General features: G+C 60.2%; 15 protein-coding genes. 7 read left to right on the top strand and 8 right to left on the bottom strand.

The window, feature by feature from the left end:
- Nucleotides 1-20: 20 nt before the first annotated feature.
- Complete coding sequence (locus FZZ85_RS01525) at nucleotides 21-3,662, bottom strand: hydantoinase B/oxoprolinase family protein (protein WP_226411513.1); 3,642 nt, start codon at nucleotides 3,660-3,662, stop codon at nucleotides 21-23.
- A gap of 119 nt (nucleotides 3,663-3,781) precedes the next feature.
- Here FZZ85_RS01525 and FZZ85_RS01520 point away from each other — a divergent pair, with 119 nt between their 5' ends.
- The 3 genes from FZZ85_RS01520 to FZZ85_RS01510 are packed head-to-tail and all read left to right on the top strand — an operon-like array spanning nucleotide 3,782 to nucleotide 6,724.
- The gene (locus FZZ85_RS01520) at nucleotides 3,782-4,738 is read left to right on the top strand and encodes a permease (protein ID WP_226411511.1); all 957 of its coding nucleotides are present in this window, start codon (nucleotides 3,782-3,784) and stop codon (nucleotides 4,736-4,738) included.
- A 13-nt stretch (nucleotides 4,739-4,751) separates the two neighbouring features.
- Nucleotides 4,752-5,405 carry a TIGR03943 family protein gene (locus FZZ85_RS01515; RefSeq protein WP_226411959.1) on the top strand — a complete coding sequence of 218 codons (654 nt, stop codon included), beginning with the start codon at nucleotides 4,752-4,754 and terminating at the stop codon, nucleotides 5,403-5,405.
- The gene (locus tag FZZ85_RS01510) at nucleotides 5,402-6,724 is read left to right on the top strand and encodes a hypothetical protein (protein ID WP_226411509.1); all 1,323 of its coding nucleotides are present in this window, start codon (nucleotides 5,402-5,404) and stop codon (nucleotides 6,722-6,724) included. Before FZZ85_RS01515 ends, FZZ85_RS01510 begins: the two co-directional genes overlap by 4 nt.
- 80 nt (nucleotides 6,725-6,804) lie before the next feature.
- Here the strand turns inward: FZZ85_RS01510 and FZZ85_RS01505 are convergent, their stop codons facing one another.
- Both FZZ85_RS01505 and FZZ85_RS01500 read right to left on the bottom strand, forming a co-directional pair.
- A complete protein-coding gene (locus tag FZZ85_RS01505) occupies nucleotides 6,805-7,761 on the bottom strand; it encodes a hypothetical protein (RefSeq protein WP_226411507.1) in 957 nt (318 codons plus the stop codon).
- 41 nt (nucleotides 7,762-7,802) lie between these two features.
- Nucleotides 7,803-8,720: a metal ABC transporter substrate-binding protein gene (locus FZZ85_RS01500; protein WP_226411505.1), complete on the bottom strand. Its 918-nt coding sequence runs from the start codon at nucleotides 8,718-8,720 to the stop codon at nucleotides 7,803-7,805.
- A gap of 105 nt (nucleotides 8,721-8,825) precedes the next feature.
- On the opposite strand from FZZ85_RS01500, the gene FZZ85_RS01495 reads away from it, so the two are divergent.
- Nucleotides 8,826-9,515 carry a metal ABC transporter ATP-binding protein gene (locus tag FZZ85_RS01495; protein ID WP_226411503.1) on the top strand — a complete coding sequence of 230 codons (690 nt, stop codon included), beginning with the start codon at nucleotides 8,826-8,828 and terminating at the stop codon, nucleotides 9,513-9,515.
- Nucleotides 9,508-10,302, top strand: coding sequence for a metal ABC transporter permease (locus tag FZZ85_RS01490; protein ID WP_226411501.1), 795 nt, complete (start codon nucleotides 9,508-9,510; stop codon nucleotides 10,300-10,302). The genes FZZ85_RS01495 and FZZ85_RS01490 overlap by 8 nt, the downstream gene beginning before the upstream one ends.
- A 194-nt stretch (nucleotides 10,303-10,496) precedes the next feature.
- On the opposite strand, the gene FZZ85_RS01485 is transcribed toward FZZ85_RS01490, so the two are convergent.
- From FZZ85_RS01485 to FZZ85_RS01470, 4 genes are all read right to left on the bottom strand, one after another.
- Nucleotides 10,497-10,730 (bottom strand): hypothetical protein, encoded by a 234-nt coding sequence (locus FZZ85_RS01485; protein WP_226411499.1) that lies wholly within the window; start codon nucleotides 10,728-10,730, stop codon nucleotides 10,497-10,499.
- 482 nt (nucleotides 10,731-11,212) lie between these two features.
- Nucleotides 11,213-12,310, bottom strand: a complete 1,098-nt coding sequence (locus FZZ85_RS01480) for a glycoside hydrolase family 10 protein (protein WP_370631110.1) — start codon at nucleotides 12,308-12,310, stop codon at nucleotides 11,213-11,215.
- A 462-nt stretch (nucleotides 12,311-12,772) separates the two neighbouring features.
- Nucleotides 12,773-13,222: a hypothetical protein gene (locus FZZ85_RS01475; protein ID WP_226411495.1), complete on the bottom strand. Its 450-nt coding sequence runs from the start codon at nucleotides 13,220-13,222 to the stop codon at nucleotides 12,773-12,775.
- A 21-nt stretch (nucleotides 13,223-13,243) separates the two neighbouring features.
- Entirely contained in the window at nucleotides 13,244-14,239 is a 996-nt protein-coding gene (locus FZZ85_RS01470) for a ribose-phosphate pyrophosphokinase (RefSeq protein ID WP_226411493.1), read from the bottom strand.
- Between the two features lie 57 nt (nucleotides 14,240-14,296).
- Here FZZ85_RS01470 and FZZ85_RS01465 point away from each other — a divergent pair, with 57 nt between their 5' ends.
- Nucleotides 14,297-14,797: a hypothetical protein gene (locus FZZ85_RS01465; RefSeq protein ID WP_226411491.1), complete on the top strand. Its 501-nt coding sequence runs from the start codon at nucleotides 14,297-14,299 to the stop codon at nucleotides 14,795-14,797.
- On the opposite strand, the gene FZZ85_RS01460 is transcribed toward FZZ85_RS01465, so the two are convergent.
- Nucleotides 14,794-15,726: an LCP family protein gene (locus FZZ85_RS01460; RefSeq protein WP_226411489.1), complete on the bottom strand. Its 933-nt coding sequence runs from the start codon at nucleotides 15,724-15,726 to the stop codon at nucleotides 14,794-14,796. The genes FZZ85_RS01465 and FZZ85_RS01460 overlap by 4 nt on opposite strands.
- Nucleotides 15,727-15,805: 79 nt before the next feature.
- On the opposite strand from FZZ85_RS01460, the gene FZZ85_RS01455 reads away from it, so the two are divergent.
- Nucleotides 15,806-16,834, top strand: a complete 1,029-nt coding sequence (locus tag FZZ85_RS01455) for an NAD(P)-dependent oxidoreductase (protein ID WP_226411487.1) — start codon at nucleotides 15,806-15,808, stop codon at nucleotides 16,832-16,834.
- Nucleotides 16,835-16,852: the final 18 nt, after the last annotated feature.

The following is a 16,852-nucleotide window of genomic DNA, read 5'->3' as shown; positions in this document are numbered from 1 at the left end:
CACCAGAAGGCATCTCCCCCTCAACGTCCCATGCCGCCTCCCCCTGGGGTGAGCATGCGAATGGCCTCGCCCGCTTGGAGCTCCAGCTGCACGGCACCGGGCAGGGGATGGGCCACACCCTCACGGTCCAGCAGCAGGTTCTGGCCACAAGCACCACTGGCTCCGCCGTTGAGACCGATCGGGGCCACCTGCCGCGAGCCACTGATCAACGAGACACTCATTGGCTCGAGGAAACGGATCGTGCGCTCCAACCCGTCGCCCCCAGGCCATCGGCCCTGGCCGCCACTGCCGGAGCGCACCGCGAAGGATTCCAACCGCACCGGATAACGGCTCTCCAGCACCTCGGGATCCGTCAGCCTCGAGTTGGTCATGTGCGACTGCAGCCCCACCGATCCGGGAAAGCCCTCACCAGCGCCGCCACCACCGGCCACCGTTTCGTAGTACTGACAGCGGCCATTTCCGAAGCTGACGTTGTTCATCGTTCCCTGGCCGGCCGCCTGGGCACCGAAAGCAGCGAACAGCAGATTGCAGAGGGCCTGAGAAACCTCGACGTTGCCGGCCACCACAGCGGCAGGGGGCCGCGGATTCAACAAACAGCCCGCTGGTACGACCAGATCAAGCGGTGCGAAACAGCCCGCGTTTAAAGGGATGTCGCTGTCGAGAAGACAACGAATCACGTAGAGCACGGCCGCCCGCGTCACCGCCAAGGGGGCATTGAAATTGCCCGGCCGTTGCGGCGATGTTCCGCTGAAATCCAAACGCAAGCGTTGGCGTTGCGGGTCGAGGCTCACCTGCACCACCAGGCAGGAGCCGTCATCCAGCGCCAACTGATGCCGGGCGTCCGGTAGGCGCAACAGCAGCCGCTGAACACTGCGGGCTGCATCCTTCTGCAGCAGGGTCATCTGCCGTTGCACCAGGGTCTGCCCCTCCCGCTCCACGAGAGATTGCAGCGCCACAATCCCCGCCTGATTGGCCGCCACCTGCGCCTGCAGGTCGGCCAGCAGTTCCGGAGGGTTGCGGGGGGGCGTCGCCATGCCGCTCCACACCGCTTCCAAATCAGCGGCGAGAACCCGGCCCTGGCGCACGAACAGCTGGTTGCGAAGCAGCAGGCCCTCATCGGCAATGGTCTGACTGAAGGACGGCATCGACCCAGGAGCGATGCCACCCACATCGGCGTGATGGCCACGGCTGGCTACAAAGAAATTGGGATGATCCCCGTTGCAGAACACCGGCGAGATGGCGGTGATGTCGGGCAGGTGAGTGCCGCCATGGAAAGGGTCGTTGCTGAGCAGCGTGTCGCCGGGCTGCAGCGATACGACATCACCGGTCGCCACCTGGGCCAGCAGGTCGCGCACGCTGTCGCCCATCGATCCGAGGTGCACCGGAATGTGGGGGGCATTAGCCATCAGGGCACCCGAGGCATCGAACAACGCACAGGAGAAATCCAGGCGCTCGCGGATGTTCACGGAGCGACTGCTCTGCCGCAGCTGTTCCCCCATCTGTTCAGCGATCGCCATGAAGCGGTGGCGAAACAGTTCCGCCTGCAACGGGTCGTGGGCATCAGCATGTTCCAGCACAGGTGATCCGACCGCGGGTTGCCGGCGCTCCAGCAACAGCGTGCCCTCCTCCGCCACCCGGGCCTGCCAGCCCGGCTCCAGCACCGTGCAGCCAGTGGCTTCAGCGATCAGCGCAGGGCCTTCAATCCGCTGATTCAGCCGCAGGGCACTGCGGTCCAGCAACGGAACCTGCATCCAACCACTCGACTCCAGGTGCATCGACACCTTCGGGGATGTCTCCACCCCTGGCGTTGGTTCGACCATCTCAGCTGTGGCTGTGGCTGTGGCATCAAACTGTTGGGGTGCTGTGACCTCAACATTGAGCTGTTCGACGAGTAGGGCCTGGTCGGCATCAATGCAGTAGCCGTAGCGTTGCTGATGGCTCGCCTGGAAAGCCGAGATCACGGCATCAACGCCTTGCTCGGCGATCCAGGGAAGCACCAGGGTCTGCTCGGCAGATGGATAACGAAGGGCCAAGCTGACCCAAACCTCCGGCGCATCAGCGTTGGTGTCGGTGCCATCCCCCTGGCGACGCAAGGTCTCCTGCGCTTCACACGTCAGCTGCTCAATTTGATCGGGCAGAGCCGCTAACAGATCAGGCGAGAGGGCAGCACCGAGATGCACCTGCCGCCGGCAGCGCTGGCGGGCCTGGCCCATGCCAAAGGCGGAGAGAACTCCGGCCATTGGATGCAACAGCACCGTGTTCAGCCCCAGTTCATCCGCCAGGCGACAGGCGTGCTGACCACCAGCACCTCCGTAGGCCAACAACACCCCGCCGCGAATGTCCTCACCGCGATGCAGCGACACCCGCCGAATCGCAGCGGCCATGATTTCTACCGCCAGTTGCAACGCCCCAGATGCCACCCGCTCCGGGGTCTGCCCCAGCGCTGCCGCGAGATTGGCGAAGCGATGCCGCACCACCTCCACATCCGGTGGCAGATCTCCGGATAGGCCGAACACCGCCGGGAAGCAGTCCACCTGAAGCCTCCCCAGCAGCAGGTTGGCGTCGGTGACGGTGAGCGGTCCGCCGGCGCGATAACAGGCCGGGCCCGGTTGAGCTCCGGCGGAGCGGGGCCCAACCCGCAGCCGCTCCCCCTGCAGCTCCAGCACCGATCCGCCTCCGGCCGCCACGGTTTCAATCGGCAAACGTGGGGCCAGCAACTGCAAGCCGGCGATCTCGGTCTGCTCCTTCACTTGCCGCAAGGCCTGCTCATCGGCGGAAGCCACACAGAACACATCCGTCGACGTGCCGCCCATGTCAAAGCCCAGCACCGGTACCCCGTCAAAGCCGGCCATCCGCGCCGCTGCGATCGCCCCGACCATCCCGGCCGCTGGCCCCGAAAGGATGGTGTCTTTCGCTTGCAGTCTGTCTGGAGCCTGCAACGCTCCGCTGGAGGTCATCACCCGCAGTGGTGTGGCGGCGCCGAGCGCCCCTTGCACCTGCTGCAGGTAGCCATACAACACCGGATGCACAGCCCCCTCAACCAACGCCGTCTGCCCGCGCGGCACCAAGCGGGGCATCACGCTCACCTGATGGGAGCAGACCACGGTGCGAAAGCCAAGCTCCCGCAAGACTGCAGCGCAGCGCTGCTCATGGGCTGCGTTGCGCTGGGCATGCAATAACGCGACCACGGCGACATCCAGGCCGGAACGGCGCAGCTCCTCGAGACGTGACCGCAGCGGCTGATCCAGCACCAAGGGTTCCACCTCCTCACCCCGGGCATCGAGCCGACCGGCCAGCTCCAGCACCGTTTGCGCCAGGAAGGGGCGCTGGGGCTGCTCAAGCGCGAACAGATCGTCGCGATGTTGATCGCCGATCCACAGCTGATCCCTCAGCCCGGCATTGGTGAGCAACAGCAACGGCGCACCAGCCCCCTCGAGCAGCGCATTGGTGGCCACGGTGGTGCCAAGACGCACATCGTCGACGTCCCCCAACTCCACGGGTGGAGAAGCCGACGCCAACATCGCTTCCATGGCCGACACAGCAGGGTCTCCAGCACCGGCCTGCTTCGAGAGCACCTTGCGCACGTGCAGCCGCCCTTCTGGATCGCGACCGATCAGATCGGTGAAGGTGCCACCGCGATCAATCCAGAAGCACCACCCCATCTCAGGCTCTGGTCAACGTCGCCCCAGCCTGCCGCGCAGGTCGATCAACAAACCATGTCGACACCCCCCGATGGGCGAGCTGAACTGAGAACGTTGAAAAGTAACTGCCGCCTGAACGCTTGGACAAGCTCGCCACGGCCTGGGCGATCTTTCAGGGGTTACTGCTGGAAGCCGTTCCGTTTCTGCTGCTCGGCGTTGCCATCGCAGGGCTGGCCCGATGGACCGTGCCACCGGGTACCTGGATCGAGCGGCTCCCAAAAAACCCGGTGCTGGCACCAATCATTGGGGCCCTGATGGGCTTTGCCCTTCCGGCCTGTGAATGCGGCAACGTTCCTGTTGCCCGCCGACTGCTGGCCAGCGGGGCACCGATGGGCACAGCCTTCGGCTTTCTGTTTGCAGCCCCGGTGCTGAATCCCATCGTCCTGGCCAGCACCTGGGCCGCGTTTCCTGATCAGCCCTGGCTGCTGGTGGCCCGGCCATTGGGGGCCTTTCTGCTGGCGATCCTGCTGAGTCTGTTGCTGGTGCAACTGCCCGAGACACAGCTCCTGGCCACTGCGCTTCTGGAGGAACGCCGCATGAGCCAGCCGCTCAGCAATCTGGGGCTGCTGCAGCGCAACAGTGGTGTGATCGGCGGATCACCCAGCACCCCACGATCCATCAGCGGCAGGCGCCCGAAGGCCTGGCAGGTGCTGGACCAGAGCTGCCGCGAATTTCTCGATCTGCTGGCTCTGCTGGTGCTGGGATGTGTGCTTGCGGCCCTGGTGCAAACCTGGCTGCCGCGCAGTTGGCTGTTGGCCGTGGGGGGCGCGCCGACGGCATCGATCCTTGCCTTGATGCTGCTGGCGGTAGTGGTGTCGGTCTGCTCCAGTGTGGATGCCTTTCTTGCTCTGGGGTTTGCCGCTCAGATCACCCCAGGGGCCCTGCTGGCCTTCCTCTTACTGGGGCCCGTTGTGGATCTCAAACTCGCTGGCTTATTCACCGTGCTAATGCGGCCAAGGGCGATCCTGATCACGGCGGTCGGTGCCAGTCTTGGCGTGCTGCTGATCGGTCAGTGGATCAACCTATGGCTGCTGTGAGGGGCCGGTCGTGTTGAAGCGCGGAACCCTGCTACTGCTCTGGGGCCTGACGCTGTTGTGGAGCTTCCACAGCGGTCGGCTCGATCTGCTGCTGCGGGGAGTCTTCCATGGCCTGGTGGGGGTCACCGGCCTGGTCTTGCTGATGCTGGGCGTGTCAATTCTGCTGAAAAGAGAGAAGCAAAACGAACGCTGGCGCTGGCCCTGGCTGCTCAGCGGCGTGATGGCTGCGCTGGTGGTGATCCTTCCGCCGAGCCCCTCCTTCAGCGATCTGGCCAGCAATCGCCCCCAGGGTTTGCCCAATCCACCGGAGTTGGCCTTTGTTCTGCCCCCCGAACAACGCAGCCTCACGGAATGGGTGCGCTTGCTACGAAGCCAACCCGATCCCGATCTTGTGGTGGGCAATCCTGTTCGCATCAGCGGTTTTGTCTGGAGGCAGCCCCAGGGCCCACCGCTAATTGCCAGGCTCACGGTGCGCTGTTGCCTGGCCGACGCCACGCCCGCTGGCCTTGCGGTGGAGTGGCCGTTGTCGTTTACCCCCAAAACCAACCAGTGGTTGGCCATCAACGGAACGATGAGCGTGCAATCCCGGAACAAACGGCGCATCCCCGTCGTGATTCCCCAAAACATCACGCCGATTGCCAGGCCCGAGCGGCCCCTCGAACCATGACGCGACGGCCCTTTCTACTGATGCTCATGGCCTGCGCTGCGGTTCTGGCGCAGCACCAGCTGCTGTTGCGCCGGCCTCCGAGGCTGCTGCGCCTGGTGCCCCAGAGGGTGCAAAGCGGCAGCGCAGCTCTGGACCTGCAGTTCAGTCGCCCGATGGATCGGCCCCGGGTCATCGAAGCCACCCGAATGACTCCGGCCGTGCCCCATCAGTGGCTGGGGGAGACGACACCGCTGCGGATGGTGATCGATGCGGATGTCGTGCTCACGACTCCGCTCGAGCTATCGATCGCAGGGGACGGCCAACGCGGTCTGCCGCTGGGAGAGCAGCAATGGTGGTGGGACCCGAGGCCCTGGCTGATCGCGACGCGGCCTGTGCAGGGAGGCGAGCAGGTTCAACTGCAGACGCGATCGGGAGAGTGGATGCCGATCAGTCAGGTCTGGCACGCCATCCTCAGCGTCGTTCCCCTGGGCAACGGACGGGGTATTGCGCTGGTGGAACGCGATCAGAACGGCACCGAACGGGTGTGGTTGGACCAACTGACGCCCATCAGCACCGCCAACCGCCTGGCGACCTTGGGACCACCAACGCTGAGCAGCACAGAACCCCTGTTGAAAGGGGAGGTGCTCTTCGCACATCTCAGCAGCAATCTCAACGGTGATCTGCTGGTACAGAGTGGTGGGTTTCAGCCGGGCAGCGACCAGGTCCTTTTGCTGCAGGCCGATGGCAAACGGAAAGCTCTTGATCTGAAACCCTCAGGGCCGATGCAGTTGCTGCCGGCTGGAGGAGGCGTGGTGATGCCCAGCTACAACGGCCTGAGCATCCGGCCCCTGAAAGCAACTGAGCAAAAGCCGCAGATGCTGCCGGGGAGCAGGGAGGTTGGGGCCTTCTGCGGTGCCTCAGGGCGGGCCGTGCTGATCCGGCACTGGCCGGATTACAGGCGCTCGATCGAGCTAGTGGTTGCTGGGCAAGCGCCGAAGCAATTGCACCTCGGTGATCAGGCGGTGCTGGGGGTCGCCTGCAACAACCGCGGTACACAAATCTGGGCCGTGCTGGGGCGCTGGAAGCAGCAACGGGGCAATCACGAACTGGTGCTTTTTAGCGACGCGGGAGATGTGACACAACGCAGGGCCCTAGAGCCATGGACGCTTAAGGCGGGCAGCCCCATCCAGTGGAACCCTGTGACCAAGCAGCTGCTGATGACGCTGACGCGACCGAACCAAACCCATGCCCGAGCTGGCCTGATCGATGGCGACAGCTTGAAGCTCATCAAGGTGGTCAACACGCCTGTTAGTGAAGCGCAGTGGCTTTCTGCAGGCTGAATAACAGCCTTATCACCGTCAAAAGCAAGACAATAAAAAACCTCGCCGGTACAACCGGCGAGGCCAAAGTTGCGATCAACTCACAACTTATAGGTAATACCAGTACCTACATGGTGCTGGTAGCCATCTCCCCAGCCTTCAACATCCTCCCATGTATACACAACCTTCCAATGCGCGAAGAAATCAACTTTGTCGCTAACAGGCCTAGATATCATTATCTCACTAGCAAAATCAGTTCGCGAATCTAGATCATTTGCGTAGCTTCCTGGGGTGTAAAAACGAGGGCCAGCTTCTACCCGAAAAGATGTTTCACCATAATTAAAGCCAATTCCAACGCGGGGATCAGTGTAGTTCCCAATATAAACACCATCTACACCCCAACCCTGTCGATGATCTATTGAAAGATATGCTCCATCAATCAAATCAGACAGGGAATCGCCTAGGCCAAAGTCAACATCACCATCTCCAAATGCATAATTTACTTTGGCACCCAACTCATTCTTAATACCTTTTGATTCAAACTTTTCCCATTCATTTTCGTCGGCATGGAATTCCAACTCGTCACTTGTGACAATGTATGGATTCCAATAGGCTTGAATATTAAACCTATCTGAGTGCTTATATCTAGCCTCAAAGAAAGCCTTGAAATCAACTCTTTCACGAGTTGGATGAGCTTCGCTTTCCTCATGCTCGTGTCCCTCTTCCTCTGCGTGCGCATGGATTTCTCCATAAAAATGCTCTGCGCCACCTCTGGTCAAAGTTGGACCTACGAAAGCAGCCAAAGAAAATTGCTTTCCATCCCCAAGGCCCCAAGCAAATTCGCCACCAATCAAAAAGTCAGCCGCATAATGCTTTTCTGGATTTTCAAGATTATCGTCAAATCCAGCATGGCCCTCAACGGTAATAAGGGGAGTAAAATCGAATTCACCAGCCTTCAATTCAGAACCACTTCCATGTGAACCGTGCGCATGGACTGGAGCCATAGAAGCAAAAGGACTCAGAAACAGAGTCAGAAGAAGAAGACGAGAACGGAACATGAAACAGAAAAATTAGACGTGGAATTTGAATTGAGACTTGGTCAACGAATAGATGACCATTGAGAGTTCAATGCGTTGGCACCTGAGATATCACATGAACCACCCTGACCATTGACAATAGTGCAAACATTAAGCGTCGCCGTCGAAACAGCATTGCGACCAGCAGCAATTCCTTCTCCGTAGAGAGGCGTTGTCCAAATCGGCAAACCAGTGCTCTTGCTAATACGCTTCAGAGTTTTGTTGGCAAATGCCGCAGGAGAAAAGATGGTTTTGGCCCCTGATTCTTTAACTTCTTTGGTGATAGTTTTGAGACTGGAGGGCCGCAAAACACCACCGGTTGTGTGGCTATCCAACATCGCAATCTCGACCATTCCGAATCGATCTGCGAGATGACTGTAGGTCTTGTGATCGGTAACCATGACTCGCTGCGCGGAGGGCAAAGAGCTGAACTGATTGGCTTCCCAGGCTTGGAGAGCTTGGAAAACTTCCAAAGCACGCGCCGTGCGTTGCTCCAAGGCCGCACGATCACTGGCCGGCAGAACGGGGGCCAGAGAACTTGAGATGACCCGCACCATCGCAGCGGAATTGGCCGGGTCGTGCCAGACATGGGGGTCGCTGCCGCCATAGGACGGCAGGGCGACTTCACCGACGGCCACCACCGTTCCTGGTGACTTGAGCTTTTTGGCGGAAGGGGTCAGCCCAAAACCGATGTGAAAAACCAGATCACTCTTGGCGATCTGGCTGCGATCACTGGGCTTCAAGCGATAGGAGTGGGGATCACCCCCAGGGGGGATCAGGCAAGTGACCGAGGCAGCACCGGCAGCCAGGGTCTTGGTGAGATCACACAACGTGCCGTCGACGGCCACCACCACAGGTTGAGCCGCATGAGCCGGAACAAGGGCAGCTCCAATGGCCAGCGCAAGACTGACCCCCGCCGATCGAGCCAACACAGGACGCATAGACGACTTTGTGAGAATGATTATCATTTTGCCGAATACTTGATCCCTCGCCAACATGAGGTGTGCAAAGCCTCAAGAGGCCCAAGTCCGGCCACCGAAGAGTTGATGAGCCATTCGTCGTGCGTGCTGAGCACAACAGAGCTGTGCTTCAGCTACGGAGGTCGCAACACCGTCGACCGCGTCAACCTGCAACTCCAAGAGGGAACACTGACGGCGCTAGTGGGGCCCAACGGAGCCGGCAAGTCAACGCTGTTGCATCTGATCGAAGGGCGACTGAAACCCAGCCAAGGAACGGTCAACACCAGCAAGCCAATCGGCCTAATGCCCCAACGGGCAGCCATTGATTGGTCGTTTCCGATCACCGCCCGCGACATGGTGCAGCTGGGGACGCCCAAGAAGGGCAAAGCCACAGCAGCGGACCACTGCGAACAGCTGCTGGAACGCGTCGGCATGGGAGCCATGGGATCACGACGCCTCAACCAGCTCTCCGGCGGCCAGCAACAACGCGTCCTGCTGGCCAGAGGATTGATGCAGCAAACCGACATCCTGCTGCTGGATGAACCCTGCAGCGCCATCGATCCACCGACGCGAGGCCATCTACTCAAGGTGATGCGGGATCAAGCGGAAGCAGGTCAGACGCTGCTGGTGAGCAGCCACGATTGGGGCAGCGCCCTCGACAGCTACGACCAGGTTGTTGTGATGGACGGCCAAATCCTGGCCAACGGATCACCCAACATGGTTCGAGAAAAACTGAGCGACCTGACTTGCATGATGGGGAGCCACTGCTGTGGCTGAACCGGACATCTGGTGGCTTCTGCCTCTAACGATCTCTCTGTTGATCGGAGCAATCTGTCCAGCAACTGGAGCGTTGCTGATCACCCAACGCCGGGTGTTGCTGGCCAACCTGATGGCCCATTCCGTTCTTCCCGGTTTGGTAGTCGCCCTGGCTTTCAGCATCGACCCAAGCATCGGCGGCCTGATCAGTGGACTGCTGGGCGCCCTGGTGGCTGAACGCTTGAACCGGCGATTCAAGGGCAGGGAAGAGGGCGCTATGAACACCGTGCTGGCAGGCTTCACCGCCCTGGGCGTGCTGTTGGTGCCCCTGCTGGAGGCACGAGTGGACCTGGAGACAATTCTATTCGGCGATCTGCTGGCTGCCACCACAACAGATCTGCTGCGTACAACCATCTCAGCCAGTGCCCTGTTGGCAATGTTGGTGTGGGGCTACCGCGACCTGGTGTTCGTTGGCATCGACCCCGAGGGAGCAGCCATCGCCAAACGACCGGTGCTCTTGGTTCGGCTGATCTGCAGCCTAATCACTGCCCTCGTGGTGATCAGCGCCATCACTGCCGTGGGCGTAATTCTGGTAATTGGCCTGCTTTGCGCTCCAGTGCTGATGCACGTAGAGCGCAGCCGAAGCCTGAAAGAACTCATGCTGCGCAGCGCGAGCACGGGCCTACTTCTATGTGGCGGCGGGATGATGCTGGCGATTGCTATTGACCTACCCCCGGGTCCACTGATCGGAACACTGTGCTTGGCACTTCTGTTCACCTACAAGGCCAACACCGCAGAGCAAAGGTGATTGAGAGGCTGATTCATGGCGTTTGCTTTAAGAACATCCGATCAAGGCGTCGCCTCATTCTCCGCATCAATGTGCGCTCTTGCTCCAGGTGGTAGGTACGCCGAAAGGCCAGGAACAAAACTGTCGACGTCGACGCCATCCCCACGCTGAACAGGGCAATCAAGCTTGCATCGCTCATGGCTCCATCCACCGCGCTACTGAACAACGGCAAACCAACCACCAACCAAGGCTGCAATCAAGCCACAGGCGAGTGCTTGAAGAACAAATTGGCCTGAATCTTTTTTTTCCCAACGATCAATGGTCTTCGATGCCATACAGAATGGTTCTTTGTTCCTGATTAGCTTATCGATGTACCGCTCGATAAACTGATCATCGAGATCGAGCCGACGAAGCTTGGAGCGAATCTGGTTGAGCTCAAACTGATTCATTATTCAAATATCCCACAGCTTCACGGTTATCGAATACTGAATAGCTGTTCCGAACAAATTAATGTGGAACACATTAATGTGGAACACATTAATGTGGAACACATTAATCATGAGCCAAAGAGTCAAGCAAGAAATTACAGGCCAATCATCCTAGCGAGGTTGCATTTTTAATGCGGTTCACCTGGGAAAAAACTTGCTGCAGCCAAGTGAATCGATCGAAACTTGATTGATTAACAGCAATTTCATCAAAATCCCTAGAAGCCTTTGGAACTCTTTCTTCGCTTCGGTTGCATCACTTCTATCGTCCTTGGCCTTGTCTTACTGGAAAACCAAACACGTTGTGCTTCGTCATAGCTCTCGACATCCTTGAACGACCCATCGCTCAACCACACGCGGTAGTGGTGACGGTCATAGGGTTCGGAACTGGTTTCGGTGAACTGTTTCATGCAGTCAAAAAAATAGTGTCAAGCAGAATCCGCTGGTCAATCAGATGCAAGCCGGATGAATGCTGCGCGACGAGAATCTCGATACCGCTCCACCACATGCTTGCCCCATAACCCTTCCCAGTAGAAAAAAATCACGCCATGACCGCGCTGGCGGGCCAGGCGAACTTTTTGCTCCAAAACAGCCATCGAGGTAGTGCGCTTTCCGAATCCCGCCAACACACCAATCTGCGAAGGAATGCCCCAGTCGCGGGCTTTGCGCAGAGCCGGCTGATCCAAGTCCTTGGCGAATCCTCGAACGGAATAGGCATAGTTCTGCACCACCAACTCTTCAATCAACCCGCCAAAAGCCCAGAGCTCCCAATCCTGCAGCCAGAGGTTGTAGGCCGAACGGAAGGGGCCTGGAGACAGGCTAATTCTGGTGGAGAGGCGCTCCAGCTTGAGACGTTGCCGCAACTCACGCAAAAGAGACGTGAGTTGATTGCGGCGCCATTTCATCCACTGCCGATTGCTGTGATCCCGAGGAGGTGCCAGTCCCGTCTCCTGCTCGTACAGCGCCACGGTGGTGGGGTCATAACCGAACTGAACCGGCCAGGCGAAGTGATCGTCCAGTTGCAGACCGTCCATTGGACAGCGCTTCAAGGTTTCCACCACCAACCCGATGAAGCGGGCACGAACCTCCGGATGAGACGGATTGAGCCAAGCCATTCGATGGTTGCCGTGCATCGTCATCCAACGCTGGCCATTGGCTTTGGCCAAGACCCAGCTGGGGTTATCGCGCACAACGGATGAATCGGCCGGCTCCATCAGGCCGTACTCAAACCAGGGCATCACCTTGATGCCGAGGCGCCGACCTTCAGCGGCCAGGGTGCAGATGGGGTCAAGACCGATCCCAGCCTTCTGCAGCGTTGGCTCCACTGGAGCGAAGCGGCTGCGATGAAACGTGGTGCCGCGGCTCCAGACATTGGGCACCACGCGATTGAACCCTGCATCCTGCAGTTGCTGCATCGCAGCGCTGATGCGCTTCCGGTCGTAATAGAGCGGACTGGGGCTGTTGGTCAGCCACACCCCCATGGTGCTGCGGTTCCGGAGCAGGCGATCCAATCGAGTGGGGCTGTTGATCAGCCACACCCCCATGGTGCTGCGGTTCCGGAGCAGGCGATCCAATCGAGACTCGGCCATCAGAGGGGCTGGAAGCCCCGCCATCAGGCTGGCCAGAGCACACGCAATTAGAGGCCTCCACCGCTGAACCAACGCCGTTGAAGCATCGGGCCCCAAGGATGACTCGGATCAACCATGATCAAGCCGAAGCAAGCCCGCTCATTCAACAGTCCATGGCCCGCAAGCCAGCGATCAGCGGAACACTACGAGACATTCCAGGGGCAGCTGAGTATTTCAACGACAGCACCCACTTCACTGACGACGACAGGGATATCAGAGATTGGGTTTAGCGACGGTGGGCTTAGTGGGGTCGCTGAATGAAGGGAGGGAAGATCAATGGTTATGCATCTGATCTGAGGCTCAAAAAGGCCACCCAACAGATAAACACGCACACACCCAGAGCCACACGCACGCCCGCGTCAAGGGCGTGATCACTTTTTACCGGCAGCCCTGCACTGAAATGCGATAGCTGAAGCCTGAGGCTTCTGGGTGTGCACTGGAGCCTACTTTGAAGTTCACCTGGCTAACCGCTTTGCCACCTGGTGGTCTGAAAGGGCCAAACATGATGCCGGTACCGATTAGCGGCTTCACGGATTCATTGACCACTTGGAGGTTCGAGCCATCGCTAAACTTGAGGTAAGCCTCAATTGGGTATCTGGCCTGTTTTGATGATTGCGCCGTGAAGAACAGCTTGTAACTGCGAAAGGGCTGATTAACGACGAAATCCGTGTTCCAGTTCGTATGGCCAAGGGCCAGCCGTAAAGGATGCATCCTCGGTCTATCCACTCGCTTGGTCACGGTCGTATTGCCGTCCCCGCCAATTGGGGTTAGGAACTCACAAGAGCCGGAGGCCAAAAGTAGCCCGCTAAGACTCGCGAGAAAGAGCATGGATCTGGCTCATGGGATGGACTAACGGAACATCGAGCTCACGGAGCTCTCTTCATGAATGCGCCAGATAGCCTCACCCAGCATGTTGGCAACGGAGAGAACCTTCAGCTGAGGGAAGACCCGATCCTGTGGGATCGGAATGCTGTTGGTCACCACCACCTGCTCAAACAGCCCCTCGGAGGACAGACGTTCGCTGGCGGGGGGAGAAAACACGGCATGGGTAGCGCAGGCCAGAACCCGTTTAGCCCCTTGCTCCCGCAGCAACCGTGCACCCGCACATATCGTGCCGCCGGTGTCGATCATGTCGTCGATCAGGATCGCCGTCCGCCCCGCCACATCACCAATCACCGTGAGGCTTTCGGCCATGTTGTGACCGGTGCGGCGCTTATCGATGATGGCCAGAGGAGCATCGTTCATCTGCTTGGCAAACGCCCGGGCCCGCGCCACACCCCCCACGTCAGGAGACACCACGACCACATCTCCAAGGTCCTGCGTGGAGAGGTAGTCAACCAGCACGGGGGATCCGTAGATGTGATCACAGGGGATATCGAAGTAGCCCTGAATCTGGGCGGAGTGCAGATCCATCGCCAGCACGCGGTCAACACCGGACTTCACCAGCAGGTTGGCCGTGAGTTTCGCGGTGATTGATTCACGACCGGCGGTCTTGCGATCCGCTCTGGCGTAGCCGTAGTAGGGCACCACAGCGGTGATCTGCCGTGCGGAGGCCCGTCTGCAGGCATCCACCATGATCAGCAGCTCCATCAGGTGGTCGTTCACTGGCGCGCAGGTGGGCTGGATCAGGAACACATCACAACCCCGGATCGACTCCTGGATCTGCACATAGAGCTCACCGTCCGCAAAACGCTTGCAGACGCGGGGACCATCAGGCACCCCGAGATAGGCGGAGATCTCCTTGGCCAAAGCAGGGTTCGAAGTGCCGCTGAAAAGACGCAGGCGGCGACTGTCAGGGGCTAACTGCTCCTGATCGGAACGGGCTGCTGTCAGGAAACTGGTCACGGCGCCCGCGGAACGAATTCTGCTGTAATCCGATGGTAGAGGTGAGCAGTGCCCCCCATGTCCACAGGTTTCCCACTGTTGGTGGGTGCGGGCCCCCTTCCGGAACTCAAAATGCGTCAGGCCTGCGAAGCCCTGGCCCGAGCTTGCCGATGCCCTCTCACCACCGTGGCCAGTGGTGCATCACCCGCTGAAATCCTGCAGACCAACCCGGCGGCCACAGGGCTGGTGCGGCTCAGCGGTGACGCAGCCAGAGCGACCCCAGAAGGAGATGCCAGCTGGCTGCAGGCCCTAGCCGACTGGCGTAAGCCGGTGCTGCTGCTGACCAGTGCAGAACCCGACGGCGCCATCCCTGGAGCAGCCGCGGCCTATGCCGCCCTCTGCCGGGAACTGCACGTACCACTGCTCGGCCTGGTGCAGCTCCAGGGGCCCTGGAACGGCCCAGCACGACGCCGTGATGGCCTCAGCTGGCTGGGCTGGATTCCCGATGAACATCACCCGGATCAGGCCCAATACATCGACGCCCTCGCCCAGAGACTGCAACTCCGCAGCCTTGCTTAAGGCTGGGGCCAGAGGGGACGGCTGGCACCGGCTTTGATCTGGCGCAAGGTCTGGTCGCCGGCCCGGTCGGCCAGGGGCAGGCGGCTGATCCGTAAGGGTTCAGGGCTGGAGATGAGCGCCGCGGCCAAGCTCAGCTGTTCCGAACGACTGAGGTTGGTCTCCACCTCGGTGTTCAGTTGGTTCACCAGTGCAGGAATAACAACGATTCCACTGGGGTTCTTGACCTGTGCGATCAGACCCTCAACGAGGATGTTTTGGCGCTGGCGACGCTGGGAGACAGCCTTGGGATCGGGCAGGTGGCGCACCAGCTGTTCCGCCTGGGCGCCATTCAGACGCTGTCGCCCCGCCTGGAGCAGGACGGTGTAGCCCTGCGTCTTGTCCTGGCGCTTGTAGGAGTCGCTCAACACCACCTCCACCTCGCCCAGTCCATCCACCAGGCGGCGTAGGGCGGCTCGGGGCATCAGCACATAGCGCTTGGGATCACCCTCCTGGAGGCCAACAATGTCGCGGATGGCATCGCTGAGAAGACCGACGCCACCCCGTCGCCACAACTGGCCAAGGCTGCCTGGATCCTTCTCACCAGGAAGCTGAACGCCGAGCTCCGTTGGGATGTGGAGCACCTGAAGCGGCTCCTGGGCCGCAATGCGAAGCAACAGAAGTGCATCAGCATTGGCAGGCCCTTTGGGCGCAGCCTGATTGGAGGCCGCACCCAGCCGATCCGCATCAACACCAATCACCAAGACCGTGACGGGAACCTCTGGGTAGGGGGCCAGAGTTTCAGGCTGATCCGCACTCAGCGGAGCGCCCGCAGCAACACGATCGGGTTCAGGCCAAAGCGTCGCCAGCAACCACCCGGTGACACCAATCCCCAGCACGGCGGAACCGACACGCAGCGCACCGCGAACTCGGGGTGGCGACAACCAGTTCATTTCGCTGGACCAACCCAAATGGCGATTAGTTTCGCCCAAATCTCTAGTTCCTAGCCTGGACTCCGTGAAGCCGTCATCGATGTCCCTCCGCCACGACTACCGAAGCCGACCACCCGAACAGGTGCGCGTGGTGGTGTTCGGAGCCACGGGCTACATCGGCCGCTTTGTTGTGAACGAGCTGGTGGACCGGGGCTACCAGGTGATCGCCTTCGCCCGCGAGCGCAGCGGCATCGGTGGTCGCCAAAGCAGGGACGAAGTCATCGCCAATTTCCCAGGAGCTGAGGTGCGCTTCGGGGATGTCACCGATCCAGCCTCGATCTCGGCCGAGGCCTTCGATCAACCCACAGATGTAGTGGTGAGCTGCCTGGCCTCGCGCACGGGCGGCCGCAAAGATTCCTGGGCCATCGACCACGCAGCGACCCTCAACACCTACGAGCAGGGACGAGCTGCCGGAGCGGCCCATTTCGTTCTGCTCTCAGCCATCTGCGTGCAGAAACCACTTCTGGAGTTTCAGAAGGCGAAGCTGGCCTTCGAAGCCGCGTTGCAGGAGGACAAGGAGATGACCCACTCCATCGTTCGCCCCACCGCCTTCTTCAAAAGCCTGGGGGGTCAGGTGGAAAGCTGCCGCAAGGGTGGCCCTTACGTGATGTTCGGAGGCGGAACCCTTGCAAGCTGCAAGCCGATCAGCGAAGCCGATCTGGCCCGTTTCATGGCGGACTGCATCCATGACGAGTCCAAACGCAACCAGGTACTCCCCATCGGGGGGCCGGGTCCAGCACTGAGCGCCCGGGAGCAGGGAGAGATGCTGTTCCGCGCGCTGAACAAGCCAGAACGAATGCTGTCGGTGCCGATCGCCTTGATGGACGCACCGATCGCTCTACTGGACGCCCTGGGTCGGCTGTTCCCGGGCATCAACGACACGGCGGAATTTGGACGCATCGGCCGCTACTACGCCAGCGAATCGATGCTCGTCTGGGACGAGCAAAAGCAGTGCTACGACGCGGATGCCACGCCGTCCTATGGAAGCGACACGCTGGGACAGTTCTTCGAGCGCGTGGCCCGGGAGGGCATGGCTGGGCAGGATCTAGGGGATGCCGCACTTTTCTGAGGCAGCCATCCTTGGGAG

It is taken from the genome of Synechococcus sp. MU1642 (assembly GCF_020514115.1).
Classification (GTDB): Bacteria; Cyanobacteriota; Cyanobacteriia; order PCC-6307; family Cyanobiaceae; genus Parasynechococcus.
Note: the sequence above shows the minus strand (reverse complement) of the source record. Positions and strands in the feature narration are given on the sequence as shown.

What these genes read in the sequence shown, in the direction of transcription:
- FZZ85_RS01475 (WP_226411495.1), bottom strand. Translation starts at nt 13,222, where the DNA reads ATGCTCTTTCTCGCGAGTCTTAGCGGGCTACTTTTGGCCTCCGGCTCT.
- FZZ85_RS01460 (WP_226411489.1), bottom strand. Translation starts at nt 15,726, where the DNA reads ATGAACTGGTTGTCGCCACCCCGAGTTCGCGGTGCGCTGCGTGTCGGT.
- FZZ85_RS01465 (WP_226411491.1), top strand. Translation starts at nt 14,297, where the DNA reads ATGTCCACAGGTTTCCCACTGTTGGTGGGTGCGGGCCCCCTTCCGGAA.
- FZZ85_RS01505 (WP_226411507.1), bottom strand. Translation starts at nt 7,761, where the DNA reads ATGTTCCGTTCTCGTCTTCTTCTTCTGACTCTGTTTCTGAGTCCTTTT.
- FZZ85_RS01485 (WP_226411499.1), bottom strand. Translation starts at nt 10,730, where the DNA reads ATGAATCAGTTTGAGCTCAACCAGATTCGCTCCAAGCTTCGTCGGCTC.
- FZZ85_RS01500 (WP_226411505.1), bottom strand. Translation starts at nt 8,720, where the DNA reads ATGCGTCCTGTGTTGGCTCGATCGGCGGGGGTCAGTCTTGCGCTGGCC.
- FZZ85_RS01455 (WP_226411487.1), top strand. Translation starts at nt 15,806, where the DNA reads ATGTCCCTCCGCCACGACTACCGAAGCCGACCACCCGAACAGGTGCGC.
- FZZ85_RS01525 (WP_226411513.1), bottom strand. Translation starts at nt 3,662, where the DNA reads ATGGGGTGGTGCTTCTGGATTGATCGCGGTGGCACCTTCACCGATCTG.
- FZZ85_RS01495 (WP_226411503.1), top strand. Translation starts at nt 8,826, where the DNA reads ATGAGCCATTCGTCGTGCGTGCTGAGCACAACAGAGCTGTGCTTCAGC.
- FZZ85_RS01510 (WP_226411509.1), top strand. Translation starts at nt 5,402, where the DNA reads ATGACGCGACGGCCCTTTCTACTGATGCTCATGGCCTGCGCTGCGGTT.
- FZZ85_RS01480 (WP_370631110.1), bottom strand. Translation starts at nt 12,310, where the DNA reads ATGGGGGTGTGGCTGATCAACAGCCCCACTCGATTGGATCGCCTGCTC.